At 70.8% G+C, this 24,255-nt stretch carries 20 protein-coding genes, 1 tRNA gene and 1 pseudogene; 19 read left to right on the forward strand and 3 right to left on the reverse strand.

Annotation, left to right across the window (positions count from 1 at the left end; genetic code table 11):
• Positions 1-146: 146 nt before the first annotated feature.
• The gene (locus R4Z63_RS22460) at positions 147-1,514 is read left to right on the forward strand and encodes a class E sortase (RefSeq protein ID WP_384445454.1); all 1,368 of its coding nucleotides are present in this window, start codon (positions 147-149) and stop codon (positions 1,512-1,514) included.
• Between the two features lie 189 nt (positions 1,515-1,703).
• On the opposite strand, the gene R4Z63_RS22465 is transcribed toward R4Z63_RS22460, so the two are convergent.
• Positions 1,704-3,296: a M4 family metallopeptidase gene (locus R4Z63_RS22465; protein WP_384445456.1), complete on the reverse strand. Its 1,593-nt coding sequence runs from the start codon at positions 3,294-3,296 to the stop codon at positions 1,704-1,706.
• A gap of 565 nt (positions 3,297-3,861) precedes the next feature.
• On the opposite strand from R4Z63_RS22465, the gene R4Z63_RS22470 reads away from it, so the two are divergent.
• The gene (locus R4Z63_RS22470) at positions 3,862-5,445 is read left to right on the forward strand and encodes a S8 family peptidase (RefSeq protein ID WP_384445457.1); all 1,584 of its coding nucleotides are present in this window, start codon (positions 3,862-3,864) and stop codon (positions 5,443-5,445) included.
• Positions 5,446-5,680: 235 nt separating this feature from the next.
• On the opposite strand, the gene R4Z63_RS22475 is transcribed toward R4Z63_RS22470, so the two are convergent.
• Positions 5,681-6,358: a hypothetical protein gene (locus tag R4Z63_RS22475; RefSeq protein ID WP_384445459.1), complete on the reverse strand. Its 678-nt coding sequence runs from the start codon at positions 6,356-6,358 to the stop codon at positions 5,681-5,683.
• Between the two features lie 327 nt (positions 6,359-6,685).
• Here R4Z63_RS22475 and R4Z63_RS22480 point away from each other — a divergent pair.
• From R4Z63_RS22480 to R4Z63_RS22530, 11 genes and pseudogenes are all read left to right on the forward strand, one after another.
• A pseudogene (locus tag R4Z63_RS22480) lies at positions 6,686-7,278 on the forward strand (SWIM zinc finger family protein); the annotation flags it as partial.
• A 125-nt stretch (positions 7,279-7,403) separates the two neighbouring features.
• Positions 7,404-8,657 (forward strand): hypothetical protein, encoded by a 1,254-nt coding sequence (locus tag R4Z63_RS22485; protein WP_384445461.1) that lies wholly within the window; start codon positions 7,404-7,406, stop codon positions 8,655-8,657.
• Between the two features lie 147 nt (positions 8,658-8,804).
• The gene (locus tag R4Z63_RS22490; RefSeq protein ID WP_384445463.1) at positions 8,805-10,109 is read left to right on the forward strand and encodes a competence protein CoiA family protein; all 1,305 of its coding nucleotides are present in this window, start codon (positions 8,805-8,807) and stop codon (positions 10,107-10,109) included.
• A gap of 328 nt (positions 10,110-10,437) precedes the next feature.
• Positions 10,438-11,007 (forward strand): hypothetical protein, encoded by a 570-nt coding sequence (locus R4Z63_RS22495; protein WP_384445465.1) that lies wholly within the window; start codon positions 10,438-10,440, stop codon positions 11,005-11,007.
• Between the two features lie 34 nt (positions 11,008-11,041).
• Positions 11,042-11,695, forward strand: a complete 654-nt coding sequence (locus tag R4Z63_RS22500; protein WP_384445467.1) for a hypothetical protein — start codon at positions 11,042-11,044, stop codon at positions 11,693-11,695.
• A 93-nt stretch (positions 11,696-11,788) separates the two neighbouring features.
• Entirely contained in the window at positions 11,789-12,082 is a 294-nt protein-coding gene (locus R4Z63_RS22505) for an AbrB/MazE/SpoVT family DNA-binding domain-containing protein (RefSeq protein WP_128984616.1), read from the forward strand.
• A 216-nt stretch (positions 12,083-12,298) separates the two neighbouring features.
• Positions 12,299-12,421, forward strand: a complete 123-nt coding sequence (locus R4Z63_RS22510) for a hypothetical protein (RefSeq protein ID WP_384445469.1) — start codon at positions 12,299-12,301, stop codon at positions 12,419-12,421.
• A gap of 137 nt (positions 12,422-12,558) precedes the next feature.
• On the forward strand, positions 12,559-13,755 hold the full coding sequence (locus tag R4Z63_RS22515) for an ATP-binding protein (RefSeq protein ID WP_384445471.1): 1,197 nt from the start codon (positions 12,559-12,561) through the stop codon (positions 13,753-13,755).
• Entirely contained in the window at positions 13,752-14,822 is a 1,071-nt protein-coding gene (locus R4Z63_RS22520; RefSeq protein ID WP_384445473.1) for a ParA family protein, read from the forward strand. Before R4Z63_RS22515 ends, R4Z63_RS22520 begins: the two co-directional genes overlap by 4 nt.
• Positions 14,823-14,860: 38 nt before the next feature.
• Positions 14,861-15,010, forward strand: a complete 150-nt coding sequence (locus R4Z63_RS22525; protein ID WP_384445475.1) for a hypothetical protein — start codon at positions 14,861-14,863, stop codon at positions 15,008-15,010.
• 235 nt (positions 15,011-15,245) lie between these two features.
• A complete protein-coding gene (locus R4Z63_RS22530) occupies positions 15,246-16,673 on the forward strand; it encodes an IS1380 family transposase (protein WP_384445477.1) in 1,428 nt (475 codons plus the stop codon).
• A gap of 264 nt (positions 16,674-16,937) precedes the next feature.
• Here the strand turns inward: R4Z63_RS22530 and R4Z63_RS22535 are convergent.
• Positions 16,938-17,009, reverse strand: a tRNA-Arg gene (locus R4Z63_RS22535).
• Between the two features lie 82 nt (positions 17,010-17,091).
• On the opposite strand from R4Z63_RS22535, the gene R4Z63_RS22540 reads away from it, so the two are divergent.
• The 6 genes from R4Z63_RS22540 to thrB all read left to right on the forward strand — a co-directional run bounded on the left by R4Z63_RS22540 (position 17,092) and on the right by thrB (position 23,864).
• Positions 17,092-17,589, forward strand: coding sequence for a response regulator (locus R4Z63_RS22540; protein WP_384445479.1), 498 nt, complete (start codon positions 17,092-17,094; stop codon positions 17,587-17,589).
• An 82-nt stretch (positions 17,590-17,671) separates the two neighbouring features.
• Positions 17,672-18,697, forward strand: a complete 1,026-nt coding sequence (gene nrtL, locus R4Z63_RS22545) for an ArgS-related anticodon-binding protein NrtL (RefSeq protein WP_384445481.1) — start codon at positions 17,672-17,674, stop codon at positions 18,695-18,697.
• 19 nt (positions 18,698-18,716) lie between these two features.
• Positions 18,717-20,108, forward strand: a complete 1,392-nt coding sequence (lysA, locus tag R4Z63_RS22550; protein ID WP_384445483.1) for a diaminopimelate decarboxylase — start codon at positions 18,717-18,719, stop codon at positions 20,106-20,108.
• Between the two features lie 127 nt (positions 20,109-20,235).
• Positions 20,236-21,525 carry a homoserine dehydrogenase gene (locus tag R4Z63_RS22555; RefSeq protein WP_037928613.1) on the forward strand — a complete coding sequence of 430 codons (1,290 nt, stop codon included), beginning with the start codon at positions 20,236-20,238 and terminating at the stop codon, positions 21,523-21,525.
• Between the two features lie 6 nt (positions 21,526-21,531).
• Complete coding sequence (thrC, locus tag R4Z63_RS22560; RefSeq protein WP_037927899.1) at positions 21,532-22,602, forward strand: threonine synthase; 1,071 nt, start codon at positions 21,532-21,534, stop codon at positions 22,600-22,602.
• Positions 22,603-22,937: 335 nt separating this feature from the next.
• A complete protein-coding gene (thrB, locus tag R4Z63_RS22565) occupies positions 22,938-23,864 on the forward strand; it encodes a homoserine kinase (protein WP_037927902.1) in 927 nt (308 codons plus the stop codon).
• Positions 23,865-24,255: the final 391 nt, after the last annotated feature.

The following is a 24,255-nucleotide window of genomic DNA, read 5'->3' on the forward strand; positions in this document are numbered from 1 at the left end:
GGCCCAGCCGGACGCCGCCTCCGTCCGCCCGGGCCCCGTGGCGTGCACCCTTCCCGGGCGCCACGGGGCCCGGGCCGGCCCCCACCGGGGCGCCCGCTCCATCCCGCCGGGACCGCCCCGGCCGAGTCGCCGGAGGCACCCCGCTCATGACCACGACGCATCCGGACGACGCCGCACAGTGGGCCGGCCAACCCGCCGGTTGGCCGCCTCATCCACCCGTCCCGTCACCGGAGGCCCGGTACGCCGCTGCGCCGCTCCAGCCGCCCGGTCCCTGGTACGGCCGTGAACCGCTCCCCGCACCGGACGGTTGGCCCGCTCAGGAATCGCATCCCGCGACGCACGCCTGGTACACCCACCCGCCCCAGGCGTACGCGCCGCCCCCGCAGTCCTACGCCTGGCCGGGCCAACCGCACCCCTACCTCCCGGCGGCACACCCACCGCTCCAGCCGGACGGCACCTGGTACGCCGACCCCCCGCCGCAGCCGCCCGAGGCCTGGTACGCCGACCCCCCGCCGCAGCTGCCCGAGGCCTGGTTCACCGCCGTGCCGCTCCAGCCGGACGGCGCCTCGTACGGCCGTGAACCGCTCCCGTACCCGGACACCTGGGACGTCGGCCCGGAACAGGCGTACGCCACTGCTCCCCACCTCCCCGAGTGGCCGGCCGGCTCCGGGGGGCATGACGGCCCCGGGGCGCCGCCCCCGCCGGGGTCGGCTCCGGAGGCGCCGGTGATGCCGCCGGAGACGGCGCAGGCACCCCCCTCGCGACGGGCCGGGGCCCGGAGGGCGGCGGCCCGTCGCGCCGATTCGGGGCGGCGCAGGGCCCGGCGCGGCCCGGCCGGGTCGGGGCGTCGCCGCAGGCAGCCGCCCTCCGGGGCCGCGCGGGCCGCGGGCACCGTGATGCTCACGTCCGGACTCGCCATGGTCCTCTTCGTCGCCCACCAGGTGTGGTGGAGCAACGTGCAGGCCCGCGCGGAGGCCGACGAGGCCCGGGCCCGACTGGAACAGGCGTGGCGTGACGACGACCCAGAGCCCCGAGCCGGCGACGATGGCGACGACGGCTTCGCGCCGGGCGAGGGTTTCGCAATCATCCGGATCCCGAAACTGGACCTGGAGTTCCCCATCGCCGAGGGCATCGGCACGCAGCAGGTGCTCGACAAGGGGCTGGTGGGCCATTACCCGGGCACGGGAATGCCCGCCGACGCCACCGGGAACTTCGTGCTGGCCGCGCACCGGAACACCCACGGGGAGCCGTTCCGGGAGATCGGCCGGCTGGCGCCGGGGGACCGGATCGTGGTGGAGACCGCGAACGCCTCCTACAGCTACGAGGTGGCCGGCCGCATCCCGGAGACCCCACCGACCGACGTGAGCGTGCTCCGCCCGGTCCCCGGCGGATCCCCCTTCACCGTGTCCGGCCGGTACATCACCCTGACGACGTGCACACCTGAGTTCAGCACCCGCGGCCGCCTGATCGTCTTCGGTAAGCTGGTGGGGGAGCAGCCCAGGGCGCAGGTCTGACCACCCTTCGGGTACCGGCCGCGAAGACCCGGTGCGTCCGGTGTGCCGTGTGCCGTGTGCCGTGTGCCGTGTGCCGTGTGCCGTGTGCCGTGTGCCGTGTGCCGTGTGCTCTGTGTGTTCCGTGGGTCATGTGAGGCGTGGGGCCGCTCCGGGCGCGCCGGGTATACCGGCCGCGCCCGGAGCGCCCGATCAGCCGACGTTGACGGCACCCCAGGCCTGCGCCACGGTCCGGTACTCCTTGCTGCCCTTGCCGTAGAGGTCGCGGGCCGCGTCCAGGGTCGCGCCCCTGGCCTCGTGGTAGTCGGTGGTCGAGGTCATGTAGACCGTCAGCGCCCGGTACCAGATCTTCGCGGCCTTCTCGTTGCCGATACCGGTGACCTGGGAACCGTCACAGGTGGGACTGTTGTACGCGGTCCCGTTGACGGTCTTGCGACCGCTGCCCTCGGAGGCCAGGTAGAACCAGTGGTTGCCCACTCCGGAGGACTGGTGCGGGTCCATGCGGCGGACCTTGGGGCTCCAGCAGTCGGGTGACCTGCCGTCACGCGAGGGCTGGTCCAGGCGGCGCAGCCAGGGCGGGGTGGACCGGTCGCTGAACAGGTAGTCGGGGGTGTCGTCGCGGTTGTCCGCGTACCACTCCACCATGGTGCCGAAGATGTCGCTGGTGGCCTCGTTGAGTCCGCCGGCCTCGCCGTGGTAGCGGAGCCGGGCGGTGGCGGCGGTGATGCCGTGCGTCATCTCGTGCCCCATGGTGTCGAGGTCGACCTGCTCGGTGTCCTTGCGGCCGTCGCCGTCCCCGGTCAGCATGCAGAAGCAACTGTCGTCCCACTGGGCGTTGTCCCAGTGCTTGCCGACGTGGACGAAGACGGTGGGTGCCCGACCGTCGTTCCTGATGCCCTTCCGGCCGAAGGTCTTCTTGAAGTAGTCGTGGGTCAGGGCGGTGTTGGCGTGCGCGTCCACGGCCGCGGTGGACCGGTCACGGGACAGGGTGCGGCCGTCGCCCCAGCGGTTGTCGGCGTCGGTGAAGAGCGTGCCCGACGCCGCGTTCACCCTGCCGGGGCGGATGTTCCCGGCATCCTTGGTGACGTGCCCGCGGACCGGGTCGGTGAGAGAGAACCCGCCCCTGTGGGGGCTGGTGTCCAGGGGCACCTTGCCGGCGTAGGCGGAGCGGCCCTCTCCGCGCGCCTGGTGCTCCGAGGTGTAGCTCTCGATCCGCTCGCCGGTGGCGGCATCGGTGACGACCACCAGTCCGGTGGGCTGGTCGTGCGCTCCCACGCCCCGCACGGTCGTCTGCCAGGCCAGTCGGGCCGTCCCCTCCACGGCCCAGACGACCAGCCGGGGTTCGGTCACGGCCTCGCGGATGCCGGTGGCCTCGCCGTGTGCCGCGGCGGCGGCCTCCGACACGGTGACGACCGGTTCGAGGGACCGGACGACGGGGCTGTGTCCCTTGGCGCGCGAGGCGCGCGTCATCCTGCCGTTCCGGTCCTGGTGGACCACCAGGTCGCCGCCGATGACCGGGAGCCCCTGATACGTGCGCTCGAAACGTATGTGTCGGGTACCGTCCGCGTCGACGACTGCGTCCGTGAACCGCAGGCTCTGTCCCGGTCCATAGCCGAACGCCTTCGGGTGGCGTGCGACGTCGGCCTCCGCGTCCGCCACGTTCCGGTCCAGGTCGGGTTCGGAAGCCGAGGCGGCGAGCTGCAGGCCCGCCGCGACCAGTAGCCCGGCGGCCAGAGCGGCTCCGGTTCTCACCTGGCGGGCCATGGATCTCCTGCGCTTGTGCATGAGTGCTCCTCCTGTGCGCGCGGCCCGGGGCGCGGACGCCCCCACCGGTCGCCGGCGTCCGGACGTACCGCCCGCCCCGGGCCGAACCGCGTCTTCGAGGATCGGCGTGGAGCGGACGCTCCCGAGCCGTCCCGGGGGATCGGTTCGGCACGGGCTCGTCGGTACGGCTGCGCGACGGCACGGCGGTCCACCGCACGGTGCGGTGGACCAGGCCCTCTCATGAGGAGGGAGTGGAGCCGAACGCCGGCCTCCCGACGCTTTATCGACTCGTGACCGGCTCCGCGCCCGGCTCCACGGCGCCGGTGCAGCCGCACCGACGGACCCGCGCGCATCGGCGAAGGCAACCGATCGGGCCCGGGGCCTCGCAGGTGGGCGTTGCCCGGCTCGGCCGTGCGCTTTTCAACCACCCAACGGCACTTGTGCATTGGAGGGAGATGGGTCACTGTTCTGCCCGCAGCCCGAGGAGCGCACAACTTCCGCACAGCTCCTGCACATGCGGAATTGTCATGGGCCTGCCAAGTCTGTGGAACTCCACGACACCCCACCTCTCACAAGGAGACCCCCCATGTCCGCGTTACGCACGCGACGACGCAGAACCAGCCTGGCCGGACTGCTCCTGGCCTCCGCCCTGGGCGCCTGCTCCCTCGCCGCCCCAGCCGCAGCAGCGGCGGGAACCGGCGGCACCGGCGCCGTCCCGCACACCACCGGCGCCGCCGCCGTCCCCGGCAGCTACCTCGTCACACTCCGCCCCGCCCTCGCCGACTCCGACGGAGCCTCCGGCAGAGCTCTCGCCGAGCGGTACGGCGCCAAGGTCACGCGAACGTACACCGCGGCCCTCAACGGCTACGCGGTCGAACTGTCCGAGGCGCGGGCCAGGCGACTCGCCGCGGATCCGGCGGTCGAATCGGTCGTCCAGGACCAGGTGGTCAGGATCAACGGAACCCAGCCGTCCCCGCCCTCCTGGGGCCTGGACCGGATCGACCAGGAGAAGCTGCCACTGGACCAGACGTACCGCTACCCGGACTCCGCCGGCGAGGGCGTCACCGCATACATCATCGACACCGGTGTCCGCATCACCCACCAGGACTTCGGCGGTCGCGCCTCCTACGGCTACGACGCCGTCGACGACGACAACACCGCCGCCGACGGCCACGGCCACGGCACCCACGTCGCGGGTACCGTCGCGGGGTCGTCCTACGGCGTTGCCAAGAAGGCGAAGGTCGTGGCGGTCCGGGTCCTCGACGACGAAGGCTCCGGCACCATCTCCGGGGTCGTCGCGGGCATCGACTGGGTGACGCGGAACGCCGTCAAGCCGGCCGTCGCCAACATGAGCCTCGGCGGCGGGGCCAACACCACCCTGGACAACGCCGTTCGCAACTCCATCGCCTCCGGCATCACCTATGCCGTCGCGGCCGGCAACGAGGACGAGGACGCCTCCGGATCCTCGCCCGCCCGCGTCTCCCAGGCGCTGACCGTCGGAGCGACCACGAGCGGCGACGACAGGGCGTACTTCTCCAACTACGGAAGCATCCTCGACCTGTTCGCGCCCGGCTACTCCATCACCTCGGCCTGGAACGGCAGCGACACCGACCGCCAGACCATCTCGGGCACGTCGATGGCCGCCCCGCACGTCGCGGGCGCCTCCGCCGTCTACCTCGCGGGCAACCCGTCGGCCACACCGGCGCAGGTCTCCGCCGCCCTCACCTCGGCGGCCACCGGGGGAGTCGTCGGCGACCCCGGCAGCGGCAGCCCCAACCGCCTGCTGCGCGTGGCAGGCGGGGGCGACGAGCCGCCGCCGCCCGGTGGCGACCGCTACGAGAACACCACCGACTACGCGATCAACGACCACGCCACCTCGGAATCGCCGATCGGTGTCAAGGGGCGCTCGGGCAACGCCCCGTCCGCGCTGAAGGTGGACGTGGACATCAAGCACACCTACATCGGAGACCTCCGGGTCGAACTCCTCGCGCCGGACGGCAGGGTCCACCTGCTCAAGGACTACGGCGTCGGCGGCAGCAACGACGACCTGCGCGCCACGTACACCGTCGACACCTCGGCGTCCCCCGCCAACGGCATCTGGAACCTCCGGGTCCATGACAACGCCTGGTGGGACACCGGAAAGATCGACGCCTGGTCCCTCACCTTCTGACCCACCCCCGCCCCCTCTCGCGTCACCCCATCGCACCCCCGCCCGGCCGGGCACACCGGGGCGGACCTCACCATGAGGTCCGCCCCTCTCCGGCACTCCGACGTCGGGGACCTCGCGCCGCAGTGCGCTTCTGGCAGCCGGTCCTCCGGTCTGCGGCGGGCGACCGCATCGGCCACGCTCCGGCTGCGGACACCGTCGGCCCCGCCTCCCAGAGGCCGAGGAATCGCGGCCGGGGTTACTTCCGTCCGGGGGTCCACTTCATGCCGAGCCGGTAGGCGCGGGAGATCTTGTCCTGGACGCCGGGACCGTCCGCCGGAGTGAACCAGCGCACCTCGCGTTCGATGACGAGTTCGCCTTTCTGGCGCTTGATGAGGGCGATGGCGCAGGCGTTCGCCTGCGGCGGGCATGCGTCCAGGACCACCCGGAAGCGGTCGCCGCGGTCGGAGGTCAAGGTCACCGCGGCGTCGAGGCCGCGGAAGTCGCCGGAGCCTTCGTAGATGTAGACGAAGAGCAGGAGCTTCTGGAACTCAGCCTGGTGGTCCAGGTTGATGACGAGGTTCTCCCCCGTCTCCCGTGCCCCGGTCCGGTCGTCCGCGTCGAGGGCGACGTACGGGAAGCGGTCCACCGCACCGAAGGCGTTGCCCAGCGCCTGCACGACGGTCTTGGAGCCGTCGGTGCAGCGGATCATGCAGCCGAGGTCGAGGTCCACCGTCCTGGCCGAGGCGGAGGCCGAGCGCAGCGAGGCCCGTATCCGGCCGAACAGACCGCGCGCCTCGCCGGCCGCCTGCCGAGCGGCGGCCTGCGGCGAGGTCCAGTTGAGGTTCACTTTGATCAGTCCGGAGGTCACGCCGTGCTTGGCCAGGGAGACGGTGGGGGCGGCCTTCGTCAGGTTCACGGTGGCGGGCGTGGTCATGCGGCACCTCTCGGGGAAGGCCCGGGGAGCCGGGGTGATCAACGACCGTACAGGCGGGGCGTGAGGCACCGCAGAGCATCGGTCGTTGACGGCCTCGCACGAGGATCGGCCCGTCGGCCCGTCGGCCCGTCGGCCCGTCGGCCCGTCGGCCCGTCGGCCCGTCGGCCGGGCGGCGCGGGGAGCGGGACGCGGAGGCGCGTGGTTGCTGAAGACGGCAACGGTTCGCGGAGGGGACGCCGTGCTGATCCCTGAGATTGTTCGCCCTGCCAGCCGTTAGTGTGAGGGCCGTTGGAGGCGAATCCGAGCCGGAGCGGAGCGCGGAGAGTCGTGGGCGGTCTTACGGAAGCGAAGCTGAGGGCGCTGGCCGGGGAGCGTTCGTTCGAGCGTGGACGTGGTTATGTCGACGAGGTGTCTGGGGTCGAGTTCGGTGACGGCTGGATCAGGGCATCGGTACGCGGCACGGAGCGGTACGCGATGGAGCTGCTCCCGGGCGGGCGCGGAAAGCCGGCGGGGACGTGCGATTGCCCGTACGGCCAGGAGGGCAACTTCTGCAAGCATCTGGTCGCCCTCGATCTGACGGTGATCGTTCAGGAGGCCGACCTGTCTCGCAGGCGGAAGGCGGCCCGGGACCGGCCCCACGGCCTCGATGCTTGGCTGACCGGCCTGTCACGGGACGGCCTCCTCGCTCTCGTGCGGGAGGAGATGGCCGAGGACCGCAACTTGCGGAGGCGACTGGAACTGCGGGCGGCGAGCGCCGCGACGACGTGGCCGGGATCCGGTCCCGTTTCCGTGAGCTGCTCGACATCGGCCCGTTCGCCCAGTACGGCTCCTTCGAGTACGCCGATGCCCGTGCCCACGCCGACCAGGCCCGGCAGGCGGTGTCCGCGTTTCGTTTGCTGACCATCTCGGGCCGGGCCGCCGCCTCACCCCGCCCCCGGACCACGGCGCCCGCCACCCAGCCTGACGCGCACCAACGCGCCTACGCCTACGCGGCCCGGACCCCGGAGAGCACCCCGGTCCGGGCCGCGACCCGAAAGGAGTGACCATGGATGACGAGATCCAGCTGATCAGGGACGGCGATGGCCTGGCGGTCATCGGCAATCAAGCGACGGTCGAACGCTTCCTCATCTCAGAAGGGCTGCCGTCGCAGGCCCTGCGGCCGCGACGGTTCCGATCCGCCCTCGGCAACGCGGCCGGAGTCGCGCAGGCAGGTTCCGACATCGCTGCCCACTCAGGCCGCTGGGTGAAGCTGAGCAAGGACTCCGCGCGGCGTATCGACCAGCTTGGGCTCAGGAAGAGTGCCAAGACGGGTCTCAGCACAGGTGTGCTGAAAGGGCCCAAGGGGCAGAGCAAGGGGTTCGTCGAGTTCGCGAAGGAGCCCGGACCCCTCCGGGGCAACCCGGCGCAGTTGTCGAACGTAGCGGCGGTCATGGCGCAGCTTGCGATGCAGCAGGCCATGGACGAGATCACCGACTACCTCGCCGCGATCGACGAGAAGCTCGACGACGTGCTCCGCGCCCAGGAGGACGACGCGCTGTCGAAGATTATCGGCGCGGAACTCGTGATCGAGGAGGCCATGACCATCCGGGACGAGGTGGGCCGGGTCTCCGACATCACGTGGTCGAAGGTGCAGGCCACATCGGAGACGATCGCCACGACCCAGGTATACGCGCTCCGCCGGCTCGACGCGCTCGCGGAGAGGATGGAGCGCAAGGCCAAGATCGGTGAACTCGCCGCGGCGGCAGAGGACGCCGAGTCCAAGGCCCGGCAGTGGCTGGCCGTCCTGGCCCGTTGCTTCCAGCTCCAGGACGCGATAGCCGTGCTCGAACTCGATCGGGTGCTGGACGCGGCTCCGGAGGAGCTGGACCGGCATCGCAGCGGCATCCGGATCGCCCGAAGGAACCGGCTGGATCTCATCTCGCGGAGCACCGAGCGGCTGGTGGCCCGGATGAATGCGGCCGCCGACGAGGCCAACGCGAAGGTGCTGCTGCACCCGACCAAGTCCCCGGCCGTGGTCCGGTCGAGCAACCAGGTGGTGGCCGGTGTCCACGACTTCCACGGGCGGCTCGGGATCGAGTCCGGTCGCCAGTCGTCGGAGACGAGACGATGGGCGGTCGCGGCGGTGGAGGTGAGGGACAAGGCGCTGGAGACGGGAGTGAAGGGCGCCGATGTGGTCAGAAGTCTCGGCAACGAGACCCTGGACCGGGCAGGTTCGGTGAAAGACAAGATCAGCAGCGGGATCGCCGAGCGAGCGCGTCGCCGCCGCGGGGACGCGAAGGAACGCGACGAGGAGGGCTGAGCGAGCGCCGACCGCCAGCCACGTGGGTTCCCGTCGGGCCGGCGGCCCCTCTGCTGAGCCTCCTCAGCCGGCTTGCAGACCGTCGCTCCAGCCCCGCACCAGGATCAGCTGGCCGTACCCACCCACCACCCGCCCTGGAGCCGTGCCATGACGCCGTTCGCCGACGAGGAAGACACCCGCAAGGTCCAGACCGCCGTCATCGGCGGGGCGGGATCCGACGACCCTGTCTTCCTCCCGTACGACTACGACGAGTTCGACCTCTTCATGCGGGGCCGCTCCCGCGACGACTTCTACTGCGGCACACTTCTCGGCGGCTGCGGCAAGAAGCTCGCCGCCAAGCGCTACACCGAGAAGAAGTGCCACTTCGCCCACCGCCCACCCGTCCACTGCCGTCGCACCGCGAACGGCGAGTCCAGCGCCGACCACCTCTACATCGGCCAAGCCCTGACCCGGTGGCTCGCCCGGCAGAACCACCGGCAGGCCAAGGCGTCGTACCGCACGGTCGGGGACAGACCGGGCGGCACGGTGGACTTCCGGCTGTCCGGCGGGCGGCAGCTCATACGGGTGCAGATGGCCCGGCTGGGTCTGCACCCGTGGCGACAGGAGGCGGAGGACCTCGCCCGGGGCGCCGACCACGTTGAGTGGCTCTTCGGGCCGGACAGCATGCTGGCCTTCGACCGGGTGGAATCCCATGGCTACGCGATCCGCGCCGAGTGCCGGACGGTAGGCGTCACGCGTGAGGTGCGCATCGGGATCCAGCTGCCTGGCAACACCATCGAATGGACCACGCTGGAGGAGTGCTCCCTGACTCCTCAGGGGGTCGTTACCCCGGGTTTGGTGTCCGCCCCTCAGGGCATCGTGCCGCGCGGGTCGGCCGAAGCGGCCACCACCCCTACGCCCCGGCTCTCCTTCGCGCTTGCCGACGATACGGTGGCGTTCACAGGGGCCGCGCCGAGGGCCGACGTGCAGTCGCCGACGGGGGCACCGGGCAGCGTCTACGACGCGGACATCCAGCCTCTCGGCTCGGACGTGATACGGGCCCGCATCGTCCTTCCTCACGCCTCGACGCCCCCCCAACCCGTCGAGGGTGTACCTCCTTCGGGAGCGGGTGACCCTGACCCCCGTCGACGGCACGACGGCAGACACGCCCGCATGGCTTCTCGCCGCCTCCAAGACGCGACGCCTCGACGCCCGGGAGGCGGCGGCCTGGAACGGACTGAAACCACCCCAGCCGGTACCCGCGGTAGCCACGCCCCTCCCCGTCGAGCAGCTGCCCGCACCCCCGAGTCCACGGCTCGACGACCGCGAGATCGTGGCCTCCTTCCGGAGGACCCTGGAGCGGACCGCCCGCGCACGTGGCCGGATCACATGGTCCAAGCTCGTCGGGAGCGCAAGGGCGACACCCCAGCAGTTCACCTCGGAGCACCAACGCAGGCTTCTCACAGCGCTTGACTTCCCGCGCGCTCAGGACAAACCGGTACTGTCCTCGCTCCTCAGGACGGAGAGCGGCGAGGTCCCGTCCTTCTTCGCCGCCGTCCTCACCGAGCTGGGCTGGGCACCGGGCCTCCCGGGGAACCAGGTTCGCCACATCAACGAGATGGAACGGCGGCGCGCCTACGAGACTTTCGGGGACAGCCCTGTCGCGGCCCCGCCGACGCCGCCTGCCTCCCCGGCGACTCCACGGCTCCAGCCCATACCGCAACCCAGGCAACCGCAGGGCCGGCCACAAGCCGCCGCGGCCAGGCTGACTTCGCCGACCGGTCTTCCGACCCTCCAACTCGTGCTCGCCGTACGCGAACACCTCAAGGCGCGAGCGAGGAAGGGAGCCGACGACATCACGTGGCGCGAGCTCTCGGGCAACACAGGATTCGACTTCGGCACCCTGTCGGACGAGCGGCGCACCACCCTCTTGTTCCGTGTGGATGAGCCCCTCAGGAGGCATGACCTCATGTACGCGGCCCTCGTCGTGACGGACGACGGCGAGCCGCTGCCGTACTTCCCCCAGCTCCTTCAGCGCCATGGACGTCCGGTGCCGGGTCTCCAGAGCGAGGCTCATCAAACCCGGCGGCTGGAGGCGGACCGTATTCGTGACGCGTACGCATCTGGCGCCCGCGGGTCGGGTGGTGTGACCCCCATGCCGCCCGCTGCGGCCACGGCCCCTGCTCCCGCCCCCGAACCGTCTGCCGCATCGGCGCCCGCTCCGGCTGAGCGCCCCCTCGACACCTCCGTGACCGCGGCCATCGGAACGCTTACCGGACTGCGCTGGCGATTCGACCATGCGCGGCAGGTCGGCGACCTCGCCGAGGCCAAGCGCGTCTGGCAAGCTGTACGGCACCAAGCTCCCCCCTGAGGCACAGAGCCAGTACCGTCCCCACCTGCGCGACATGAGCGAGTGGGTACGGGAGCGCGAGAACGAGAACATTCAGGCGAACCTCCGCAGGCTGCTCGATGACCTCGCGCGGCGGCAGGGGCTCGCTGACATCGATGCCCTTCGTGACGGCCTGGCTGGTGCGCAAGAGCTCAAGAGGAAGCACCACGGCAAGCTCCCGCAGGACCTCCAGGACGCGTACGGCGCCTGCGAGGGACGACTTGCCGAGCTGCTCGCCGTGCCGTCCGGCAGCGTTCCGATCACTTCCGCTCCGGAGACGGAGGAGGCGCCCCAGTCGGCCGGGGCCAAGCTGTCAGAACTCGCTGCTGTTGTTCGCTCCCTTCTGGAAGACACCGCGCGGGACCGGGCCGTGCTGACGTGGTCCGCGATCCGGCACCGGCTGAACGTGGAACTTCCTCACCTCCACCCGGACGATCAGGGGCAGGTGCTTGTCCTCGCCGACGCGGACACGCCGGCGGACGAACCGCTCCTCTCCGCCTTGGTCACGACCAACGAGGGGGATCTCCACCCGCTGTACCGACACGTGGCCTATTCGCTCGGCCGGGAGACACCCTCGGGGCAGGACGAACTCCATGCACGGTGGCAGCTGGATGTCCTTCGGCTCTACGGCATCTGGAAGCACCGCCGACCCGCTGATGGCAGAATGTGAGAATCTCGGAAAGTCGGAGACTCGCACTTTCTTCGGGTTCTGGGTAGTCTGGGGGGGCGAAGAAGACATGGGATGGAGAGAGGGAGGTCACTCATGGCCGCGACCACGTTCCATGCCAGCGTGCGCGACAAGGGGCAGCTGACGTTGCCCGCAGGGGTGCGCGAGGCGCTGGGAGTCTCCCCGGGTGACGAGCTTGAGTTCGCGATCAACGACGCGGGTGTCGTCGAGGTTCACGGGCTACGGAAGATCCGCACCGATCAGGCGTGGTTCTGGACGGAGCGGTGGCAGGCGGGGGAGCGCGAGGCGAGCGAGGACATCGCGGCCGGACGCACGACCCGTCACGAGGACGTGGACGAGATGTTCGCGCACCTCGGCAAGGAGAACTGACCCCGACCCCTGGGAGGCCCATTGCCGACTTTCGAGACGACCGCTCGCTTCGACCGCGACTTCAGGAAGCTCCTTCCGGAGGAGCGGGCGCGGTTCCAGGCGACCATTCGGGACAAGTTCGTGCCGGATGTGACCAGCGGGCGGTTTCGGCCCGGCCTCCGGGTCAAGCCGGTTCAGGGGGTTCCGCTCCCCGCAGGCGCGCGTCCCGTCATGGAGATGACCTGGGCGCCTGATGGGCGTGCCACCTGGCAGTACGCGGACGAGGTCCGCGCGGGTGAGCCTCACATCATCTGGCGCCGCGTGGGCGGACACGAGATCTTCGATCCCGGTACTGCCTGAGGGACAGAGGGCCGTCGACGGCGGATGCCGGTCGACGGCCCTCGCGCGGTCCTGGGGCGCACAGCCCCGGCGAGCGGCTGAGAGGCGGGCCCGTGCGTGGGCGGTCGGAGAGTGAATCCGCACGGCAGAATGGGCCCGTGAGCGACGAAGAGGCGGACCTGGCCGAGATCCTGGGGACCCGGGAATCCGCATGGCTGGAGTTCAAGCGCAGCCCCAAGCGCGAGGGGAAGCGGGGCGACGCCATCGGCAACGCGGTGTGTGCCATGGCCAACGACCTGTGTGGTCGTGGCGGGGGAGACATCCTGGTCGGCGTGGACGACAACGGCCTGCCCGTCGACGACGTCGACGTGAGCGACCGGGCGCTGCTCCAACTCACCGAGATCCGGGACTCCGGCCTCATCCTCGACCGCCCGTCCCTCACGGTCGAGCGGGCCGTCTACCGGGGCAAGCCCGTCGTCCGGCTCCACGTGGCCGCGTCCGCGACCCCGCCGGTACGGTTTGACGGTGTCATCTGGGTCCGCCCCGGCCCCACCACACGGAAGGCCAACCGGGAGGACGAGCGGGTCCTCACGGAGCGCCGTCGGGCCAGGGACCTTCCCTTCGACACGCGCCCGCTGGAACTGGCCCGCGTCGACGACCTGGATCTGGACGTGTTCCGGCAGTCGTACCTGCCGTCGATGGTCGCCCCGGACGTCATCGAGGAGAACGGCCGTCCCATCGACCTTCAGCTCTCCTCGCTCCACCTCGCCACCCCGGCCGGCACGCCGACCACGCTCGGCGTCCTGGCCGTCGGACTGGATCCGACCAGCCAGGTACCCGGGGCTTACGTCCAGTTCGTCCGCTACCAGGGCACCGACCTGGACGCCCCGATCGCCGACGAGCAGGAGCTCCGGCAGAACCTGGTGGGGCTCTCGGCGCGCCTGGAACCACTCCTGCGCAGCAACCTCCGCACCCGGCTCGTGGAGGACGGATTCCGGGAGACCCCGCGTCCGGACTATCCGCTGGAGGCGCTGCGTGAGCTCTGCATGAACGCCCTCATGCACCGGAACTATGAGACGTCGTATGCGCCGACCCGCATCGTCTGGTTCGACGACCGGATCGAGATCACCAACCCCGGTGGCCCCTTTGGCCAGGTCCGGGATGACAACTTCGACCGTGTCACCGACTACCGCAATCCGTCCCTGGCCGCCGCGCTGAAGGGCCTCGGATACGTGAACCGATTCGGCCGCGGTATCGGCCGGGTGAGAAGGGCGCTGGAGGGCAACGGGAATCCGCCCGCCGAGTTCCAGGTGGACGATTCGTCGTGGGTCGTCGTGATCAGGAGAGCCGCATGACGTCGATCGCGCTGTTCAACAACAAGGGAGGCGTGGGAAAGACCACCCTCACCTACCATCTGGCCCACATGATCCGTCGCCTCGGTCTGAGCGTGCTGGCCGTCGATCTGGACCCTCAGGCCAACCTGACCTCCATGTGCCTGGACGAGACCGAGATCGAGGACCTGTGGGAGAACCCCTCCGAACTCATCAACCAGGGTGCGGCGAAGGCGGGACTCCCCGGTACCGGGCGGGTGCGCAGCGGACAGACCATCGCCGACGCTGTCCGTCCCATCCTCGAAGGCACCGGTGACATTGCGGCCGTCGAGCCCGTCGAGCTCCAGCCGGGGCTCTGGCTGCTGCCGGGGAGCCTCGACCTCAGCCGCTTCGAGGACAAGCTGTCCAACGAATGGTCCCGCGCCTACGCAGGTGACATCGCGGCGATCCGTACGTCCACGTCGTTCCATCGGATCATCGAGCAGGCCACTCGGGCCGTCGGGGCGGACGTCGTACTCATCGACGTCGGCCCCAACCTGGGGGCCATCAACCGCGCCGCCCTGATCTCGGCCGACACGGTGCTGATGCCGCTGGCCGCCGACCTGTTCTCGCTCAAGGGCCTCAGCAACCTGGGGCCGACGCTGCGCCAGTGGCGCGCCGACTGGCAGCAGCTCGTCCTGCCCAGGGTGCCCGCGAACATCTCCGCGCCCCAGGCCGAGATGCGTCCCCTCGGGTACGTCATCATGCAGCCGGAGATGCGCCTCGACCGGCCCGTCAAGGCGTACGAACGGTGGCTCAAGCGCATTCCGTGGGTCTACTCCTCGGCAGTCCTCAACGAGGTGGAACCCACCCGTGAGGACGACTTGCACCGCATCGCGACCATGCGGAACTACCGGAGCCTCATGCCTCTGGCACACGACGCTCGCAAGCCCATGTTCGACCTGAGGCCGGCCGACGGCGCTCTGGGCAGCACTCAGCAGTACGTGAAGACCTGCTTCAAGGAGTTCCAGACGCTGTCCCGTGAGGTGCTCGTGAGGATCGGCGAGCCTCTGGAGGAGGCCCGCCCGACGGCACCGGCGGACCGGCGATAGCGCTCCGTCGCGAAGGACACGGACCGCGTCCAGCCCTCGTGGTTGACTGCGAAGGGGCGGCGCTCCAGACCGACGAACGGGCGGGCAACAGCATCGAGGTGCTCATGACCCGGTACGTGAGGTGTCTCCACGGCCGCCAGGCCCTCGCCAACAGGCGCGTCGACGCGTTCCTGGACGAATGCAACTGAGGATCCGTCACACTCCTCGCGGCAAACCGAGCGGTCCACGCGGCCCTCGCGTCCCGCGTATGTCCCGCGCGAGTCGGTCTCGAGCGCCGGGCAGGCGTGTTCTCGTAGACGTGTCGTGGCAAAAGAGCAGGTCAGGGGGTGCGTGTGTGCAAAGGGGTGGTTAGCCTCGCGCTTTCATGAAGCGGGCTGTCCGACGGGTGGCCAGGTAAGCGAGAAGTGCCTCTGACCAGCAAGAATGAGGATTGTCGAGGTCCTTGTTCCTGCCACCGTCGGAGGCACTTCCCAGGCGAAGAAGCGTATCGGGTCCTATCCACGCGTCCGCGTCGAGGGCGGTGGCCGTGGGGTGGTGTCCCAGGCCGGGGCCGTGCTGCTGGTCGAGACGGTCCGCAAGGCCGGGCTGGACCAGGCGATATCGGCGGCGCTTGCGCCGTGGCGGCGGCCCCGGGCGGTGCACGATCCGGGGAAGATCCTGCTGGACGTGGCCCTCGCGGTCGCGATGGGCGGGGACTGCCTCGCGGATGTTGGGACGCTGCGGGCCGAGCCCGGCGTGTTCGGGCCGGTGGCCTCCGACCCGACGGTCTCCCGGCTCGTCGACGCCCTCGCCGCAGCTGGGCCGAAGGCCCTGTCCGCTATAAGGGCCGCTCGGGCCGAAGCGCGTGAGCGCGTCTGGAAGCTGGCCAGCGCTGCGGCGCCGGATGCCGCGGGGCAGGTGATCGTGGACCTGGACGGGGTGCTCGTGCTGGCCCACTCTGAGAAGCAGGACGCCACCGCGACCTGGAAGAAGACCTTCGGACACCACCCCCTGATGGGCTTCGTGGATCACGGAAGCGGCGGGAGCGGTGAGCCGGTCGCCGGCCTGCTCAGACCGGGCAACGCAGGCAGCAACACCGCCGCCGACCACATCACCACGGCCCAACTCGGCTTGGCGCAACTACCGAAGAAGTACCGGCGCGGACGCCGGACGCTGATCCGTACCGACTCCGGCGGCGGCACCCACGAGTTCGTCGCCTGGCTCGCCCAGCGCGGCCGGTGGCTGTCGTACTCGGTCGGCATGACCATCACTGAGCAGATTCACCAGGCCGTCCTCAAGGTTCCCGCCCCGGCCTGGACGGCAGCGATCGAGCCCGGCGGCGAGATCCGGGACGGGGCGTGGGTCGCCGAGATCACCGGCGGCTGCCTCAAGGGCTGGCCGAAGGGAATGCGGCTGATCGTGCGGAAGGAACGGCCCCATCCCGGCGCCCAGTTGCGGATTACCGACGCCGACGGACTGCGGCTGACCTGCTTCGCCACCAACACCACCGACATGCCGATCGCGGCACTGGAGCTGCGGCACCGCCAGCGGGCACGGGCCGAGGACCGCATCCGGGCCGCGCGGGCCACCGGCCTGCGCAACCTGCCCCTGCACGACACCGCGCAGAACCAGATCTGGCTGGAGATCGTCCAGCTCGCCCTGGACCTGCTGGCCTGGATGCCGATGCTCGCTCTGACCGGCGAAATCCGCAGGTGGGAGCCCCGCCGTCTCCGGTTCCGCCTTCTCTCCGCCGCCGCCCAGATTGTCACGACCGCCCGCCGCCGGCACCTGAGGTTCGCACGCCACTGGCCCTGGACCGACGTGATCACCGACGCGCTGGCGCGGCTCGAAGCTCTCCCAAATCCCGGCTGACCAGCACGTTCCCGTCCCTGCGAGCAGTATCACCCCGACCGGAGCCGTGGAACCCGGCGCCCACCCGACGCGACAGCCGGGCCATCAGCGCGCCCGCCACCGACCCGAACAACCGAAACGGCCCGCCGAAGAAGCCGACGGACCATCACGAAAGATCGAGGTTAGTGCAACGGCCATTTGCGCCATGTGAGTTTTGGCATGAACAAGAAAGCCCCCGACTCGCATTTCTGCAGGTCAGGGGCTTCTGTGGCACTTCCTGTGAAGTGCCCCCGGCAGGATTCGAACCTGCGCACACGGCTCCGGAGGCCGTTGCTCTATCCCCTGAGCTACGGGGGCGTGTCGCTCGTCGTGCGGCGACGGGTTGAACACTACCAGCTTCCGCGGGGTGATCAGGAACCGATGTGCGGGGGACGGGGACATGGGTTGCCCGCACGGGGTGGAAGTGGCAAAAACCCGGACGCGGGGGCCCGCGCCGACCTACTCTCGAGTTGTGCCAGGCGTCTCTGGCCGGGTCCTCGTTGTCGACGACAACAAGGTGATCCGGCAGCTGATCAAGGTCAATCTCGAGCTGGAGGGCTTCGAGGTCGTGACCGCGAACGATGGTGCCGAGGCCCTGGACGTGGCGCACCGGGTGTGCCCTGACGTGATCACTCTTGATGTGGTCATGCCCCGGTTGGACGGGTTCGGGGCCGCCGCGCAGTTGCGGGCCGATCCGCGGACCCGGGACGTGCCCGTGGCCATCGTCAGCGCCTGTACGCAGCAGGAGGTCGAGGCCGGGATCGCGGCCGGGGTGGATGCCTTCCTCGCCAAGCCGTTCGAGCCCACCGAGCTCGTACGGGTCGTGCGCCGGCTCATCGAGCGCAAGGACCGGCGCGACGGGAGGAGAGGGGCACCCGCCGGGAGGGGCCGCGGCTGAGTCGCGGTCGGCCCGCGGGGGCTGCTGTTCACATGGCGAAACCCTTCGTGGGATGACCGGGCGCCTCCCCTAGGCTGGTCCCGTGACCCCCGCAGACCTCTCCCGTTGCGTCGTACGCGCCGTGCGCTGCGCCGTCGCCGACGGGGAGCTCGCCGCGGGTGCGGCCGCGCCCGAGCGGGTCGTCGTCGAGCGGACCCGGCCCGGCGGGGTGGGGGACTATGCCACCCCCGTCGCCTTCCAGGTCGCCAAGGCCGCCGGATGCCCGCCCCGTGGAGTGGCCGACGTACTGGCCCGCCGGCTCGGGGCCGAGCCCGGGATCGAGCGCGTCGAGGTCACCGGAGCGGGGTTCCTCAACTTCGTGCTGCCCGCCCCCTCCGCGCCCGCGGTCGTGGCCGACGTGATCGGCCGGGATGTCCGAGGCCGGGCCGTGCGGACCGTCCACGGCGACGAGAGCGGGCTCGGGCCCCGTGAGCGCGTGGTGCGCCGGAGCGTTCTGCGGCTCCTGCGCGTCCAGGGTGAGATCGGGTCCGTGCGCACGCCGGCCGCCCCTGCCGCCTCCACCGGCGCTCTGACCTCTCCCGACTCCGCCGCCCCCGCCATCGCTGTCACCGTCGCTCCCATCGCGCAGCGCGACGGCGACGTCGTCGCCCGCTACGGGGCCGACGCCGCCCGATGGGCGATGCTCGCCACGCCCGCCCGGGAGACTCCGTCCTTCTCCGACCTGCTGCTGCACCAGGGCGAGGCCAGCGAGTTCTTCCGGGTCCGGTACGCCCATGCACGCAGCCGGGCCCTCGTACGCAACGCCGAGCAGTTGGGCTTCCGGCCCGAGGCGGGCGAGGTCGGCGACGCCGCCGCCCTGCTGCGGCTCCTCGCCGACCATCCCCTCGTCCTGGAGGCCGCCGCGCACCACTGCGCGCCCGAGCGGCTCGTCCGGCACCTCGTCGAGCTGGCCGATGCGCTGCTCGACTTCCAGTACCGCGTACTGCCCCGGGGGGACGAGAAACCCTCGGCCGCCCACCGCGCCCGGCTGGCACTCGCCGAAGCCGCCGGGACGGTGCTGGCCGGCGGCCTGGCCCTGCTCGGCTTGGACGCACCCGAACGCCTATGAACCGCGAAGAGAGAAGCCGATGAGCCGTTCCGCGCACCCCGCCGGGCCCCGCCACGCCGACGTCCTGCCCGAAGGGCACTACTCCCCGCCGCCCGCTGACCTGAACGCGCTCGACGAGAAGGTCTGGGCCCGGACCGTCCGGCGCGGGGACGACGGCGTCGTCACCGTCGGCGGCATGGAAGTCACCAGGCTCGCCGAGGAGTTCGGGACGCCCGCGTACTTCCTCGACGAGGACGACTTCCGGTCGCGCTGCCGGGCCTGGGCGCACGCCTTCGGCAAGGACGCCGACGTCTTCTACGCCGGGAAGGCCTTCCTCTCCAAGGCCGTCGTGAAGTGGCTGAAGGAAGAGGGGCTCAACGTCGACGTGTGCTCCGGCGGGGAGCTGTCGACCGCCCTCGCCGCGGGCATGCCCGCCGACCGGATCGCCTTCCACGGCAACAACAAGTCCGGGGAGGAGATCCGCCGGGCCGTCGGGGCCGGCGTCGGCCGGATCGTCCTGGACTCCTTCCAGGAGATCGTCCGGGTCGCGCACATCGCCCGTGAGCTGGGCGTACGCCAGCCGGTGCAGATTCGCGTGACCGTCGGCGTCGAGGCGCACACGCACGAGTTCATCGCGACCGCCCACGAGGACCAGAAGTTCGGCATCGCCGTCGCGGACGGGTCCGCCGCCGAGGCCGTGCGCCGTGTCCTCGGCCACGACTCGCTGGAGCTGCTGGGGATCCATTCGCACATCGGCTCCCAGATCTTCGACATGGCCGGCTTCGAGGTCTCCGCCAAGCGCGTCGTGCGGCTGCTCGCCGCCGTCCGTGACGAGCACGGCATCGAACTGCCCGAGATCGACCTCGGCGGCGGCCTCGGCATCGCCTACACCTCCGGCGACGACCCCCGCGAGCCGCACGAGATCGCCAAGGCCCTCACCGAGATCGTGGCCCGCGAGTGCGAGAGCGCCGGGCTGCGCGCTCCCCGGATCTCGGTCGAGCCCGGTCGCGCCATCGTCGGTCCGACCGCGTTCACGCTGTACGAGGTGGGGACGATCAAGCCGCTGGAGGGGCTGCGTACGTACGTCAGCGTCGACGGTGGGATGTCCGACAACATTCGTACGGCCCTCTACGACGCGGAATACTCCATCGCGCTCGTGTCCCGTACCTCCGACGCCGAACCGATGCTCGTCCGCGTCGTCGGTAAGCACTGCGAGAGCGGCGACATCGTCGTGAAGGACGCCTTCCTGCCGGCCGACCTGGCGCCCGGTGACCTCCTCGCCGTGCCCGCGACCGGCGCGTACTGCCGCTCCATGGCCAGCAACTACAACCACGCGCTCCGCCCGCCCGTCGTCGCCGTGCGTGACGGGCAGGCCCGAGTGATCGTTCGCCGCGAGACGGAGGAAGATCTCCTGCGACTCGACGTCGGATAATGAAATAGGTGTCTCAGCCAATGGACCGAAGGTGGAAAGTGCTGTCCATTGGGTGAGACTGGTTCACACCCCGCGTGCAAACCGCGCGCGGGGTAATGATGGAAGATCGAAAGGCGTAGGTCGAATGATGCGTACGCGTCCGCTGAAGGTGGCGCTGCTGGGCTGTGGAGTGGTCGGCTCAGAGGTGGCTCGCATCATGACGACGCACGCCGACGACCTCACGCAGAGGATCGGTGCGCCCGTCGAGCTCGCCGGCGTGGCGGTCCGCCGCCCCTCCAAGGTGCGCGAGGGCATCGATCCCGCGCTGATCACCACCGACGCGACCGCCCTCCTCAAACGCGGCGACATCGACATCGCCATCGAGGTCATCGGCGGCATCGAGCCGGCCCGCACCCTGATCACCACCGCCTTCGAGCACGGCATCTCGGTGGTCTCCGCGAACAAGGCGCTGCTCGCCCAGGACGGCGCCGCGCTGCACGCCGTCGCCGAGCGGGCCGGGCTCGACCTGTACTACGAGGCCGCCGTCGCCGGCGCCATCCCGCTGATCCGCCCGCTGCGCGAGTCCCTCGCCGGCGACAAGATCAACCGGGTGATGGGCATCGTCAACGGCACCACGAACTTCATCCTCGACAAGATGGACTCGACCGGCGCCGGCTACCAGGAGGCGCTCGACGAGGCCACCGCCCTCGGGTACGCCGAGGCCGACCCGACCGCCGACGTCGAGGGCTACGACGCCGCGGCCAAGGCCGCGATCCTGGCCGGCATCGCCTTCCACACCCGCGTCCGTCTGGACGACGTGTACCGCGAGGGCATGACCGAGGTCAGCGCCGCGGACTTCGCCTCCGCCAAGCGGATGGGCTGCACCATCAAGCTCCTGGCCATCCTGGAGCGCGCCGCGGACGGGGCGTCCGTCACGGCCCGCGTCCACCCGGCGATGATCCCGCTCAGCCACCCGCTCGCGTCCGTCCGCGAGGCGTACAACGCCGTCTTCGTCGAGGCGGAGGCCGCCGGGCGGCTCATGTTCTACGGGCCCGGTGCGGGCGGCGCCCCGACCGCGTCCGCGGTCCTCGGCGACCTTGTCGCCGTCGCCCGCAACAAGCTCGCCGAGGCAACGGGGCCCGGCGAGTCGGCGTACACCCAGCTGCCGGTCAGCCCCATGGGCGATGTCGTCACCCGCTACCACATCAGCCTCGATGTGGCCGACAAGCCGGGCGTCCTCGCCCAGGTGGCGACGACGTTCGCGGAGCACGGTGTGTCCATCGACACCGTCCGCCAGCAGGGCAAGGACGGCGAGGCGTCCCTCGTCGTCGTCACCCACCGCGCGCCCGACGCCGCCCTCTCCGGGACCGTCGAGGCGCTGCGGAAGCTGGACACCGTCCGCGGTGTCGCCAGCATCATGCGTGTTGAAGGGGAGTAAGGACCCATGAGCAGCAATCGCACCCACCAGTGGCGCGGCATCATCGAGGAGTACCGGGACCGCCTGCCGGTGACGGACACGACTCCGGTGGTCACGCTCCGCGAGGGCGGCACTCCCCTCGTCCCCGCGCAGGTGCTGTCCGAGCGCACCGGCTGCGAGGTGCACCTCAAGGTCGAAGGGGCGAACCCCACCGGGTCCTTCAAGGACCGCGGTATGACCATGGCGATCACCAAGGCCAAGGAAGAGGGCGCGAAGGCCGTCATCTGCGCCTCCACCGGCAACACTTCGGCCTCCGCCGCCGCCTACGCGGTGCGGGCCGGGATGGTCTCCGCGGTGCTCGTGCCCCGCGGCAAGATCGCGCTGGGCAAGATGGGCCAGGCCCTCGTGCACGGCGCCAAGATCCTTCAGGTGGACGGCAACTTCGACGACTGTCTGGACCTGGCCCGCGCGCTGTCCGACAACTACCCGGTGGCGCTGGTCAATTCCGTCAACCCGGTGCGCATCGAGGGCCAGAAGACGGCCGCGTTCGAGATCGTCGACGCGCTCGGCGACGCCCCGGACGTGCACGTGCTGCCGGTGGGCAACGCCGGCAACATCACCGCGTACTGGAAGGGCTTCAAGGAGTACAAGGCCGACGGCCTGGCCTCCCGTACGCCTCGCGTGTGGGGTTTCCAGGCCTCCGGTTCGGCGCCCATCGTGCGCGGCGAGGTCGTCAAGGAGCCGCACACCGTCGCCACCGCGATCCGCATCGGGAACCCGGCCTCCTGGGACCACGCGCTGGCCGCGCGGGACGAGTCCGGCGGCTTCATCGACGAGGTGACGGACCGTCAGATCCTGGCCGCCTACCGGCTGTTGGCCGCCCAGGAAGGCGTCTTCGTCGAGCCCGCCTCGGCCGCCTCCGTAGCCGGCCTGCTCAAGGCCGCCGAGCTGGGCCTGGTGGACCCGGGCCAGCGGATCGTGTGCACCGTCACCGGCAACGGCCTCAAGGACCCCGACTGGGCGGTCGCCGGCGCGCCGCAGCCGGTCACCGTTCCGGTGGACGCCGAAGCCGCCGCGGTGCGCCTCGGCCTGGTCTGACGCACGCCCGTGCGGGGCCGGGCCCGGAGGTCCTCCGAGTGCCGTGACGGCGCTCCAGGGGTCCTCCGGACCCGGCAACTCACCCCGTACGACGACCGAAGTGCGGCCGAAGCGGGTCCAACCCGGTCGAAGCCCGCGACACGCATCGTGCGCCTCCTGTGCGCCCTATGTCGCGAGAGAACCTTCCTTCGATAGGCTGTACTTACATCCGCCACCGCGCATATGACTGCGGTGCTGCCCCGAGGGCCTTCGGGTGTCGTACGTTCTCCAGTACATTCACAGCGAGCCAGCGAAGAGCGAAGTTCTCGCACAGTCACAAGGAGTGTCATCGGACGATGGCCGGTCCAGCGTTCCGCGCCGCCGCCGTACGGGTGCGCGTCCCCGCCAGCAGTGCCAACCTCGGCCCCGGGTTCGACGCCCTGGGCCTGGCCCTGGGGCTCTACGACGACGTCGTGGTCCGGGTGGCCGACTCCGGCCTGGACATCGACATCGCGGGTGAGGGCGCCGACACCCTCCCGCGGGACGAGAGCCACCTGCTCGTACGCTCCATGCGCACCGCCTTCGACCTGCTGGGTGGGCAGCCGCGCGGCCTCGAAGTCGTCTGCGCCAACCGGATCCCGCACGGCCGCGGCCTGGGCTCCTCCTCCGCCGCCATCTGCGCAGGCATCGTGGCCGCCCGCGCCGTCACCATAGGCGGCGAGGGGAAGCTCGACGAGGCGGCGCTGCTGGAGCTCGCCACCGAGATCGAGGGCCACCCCGACAACGTCGCCGCGTGCCTGCTCGGCGGGTTCACGCTGGCTTGGATGGACGGGGGCAGCGCCCGGGCGATCCGGATGGAGCCCGCCGAATCCATCGTTCCGGTGGTCTTCGTGCCTTCCCGGCCGGTCCTCACGGAGACGGCGCGCGGCCTGCTGCCGCGCACCGTCCCGCATGTGGACGCGGCCGTCAACGCCGGCCGCGCGGGCCTGCTCGTGGAAGCCCTGACCAGGCGTCCCGAGCTGCTGCTGCCGGCGACCGAAGACCGGCTCCACCAGGAGTACCGGTCCCCGGCGATGCCCGAGAGCGTGGCACTCGTCAACCGACTGCGGGCGGACGGCATCCCCGCGGTCATCTCCGGCGCGGGGCCCACGGTCCTCGCGCTGGTCGACAACGACGCGGCCGACAAGGTCGCGCAGCTCGCGGGCGAGGGGTGGGCGGCCAACCGGCTCGCACTCGACGCCGCGGGCGCGAGCGTACTTCCGCTGGGCACCCAGGGCGGCTAGGCCTGCTTTCGGACAGGACCAGTCGGCCAGGGGCGGGCGGCCAGGGCAGGCCGCCCGCGCGGAAGCACGCGATTGCCGGTGATTGAGAGGGGGAATATCTATTGGATCCGGTAGTGTTAGTCTCAAGTGCGCATCGGAAGCCGCCAGGGCTCGGTGCTCAGTGTCCCCATCCGGGACCACATTTCTTCCGGGAGCCTCCCCGACTGCTTTGATCGCTTCCAGCAGTTTCGAGCACGCTCCGGAATCGGCGTGATTTTCCCACGCTTTCAGCTCGGGGGCTTCTCGCCGAACCCACGCACGTTTCTTTCCGCCGCATCTCCGTATCGGCGGACCACCGCCCCGGCACGGTCCATACCTAGGGCCGTCGTCGGACAGCACAACCGGTCGCCGA

The organism is Streptomyces sp. PL-29 (assembly GCF_058344425.1).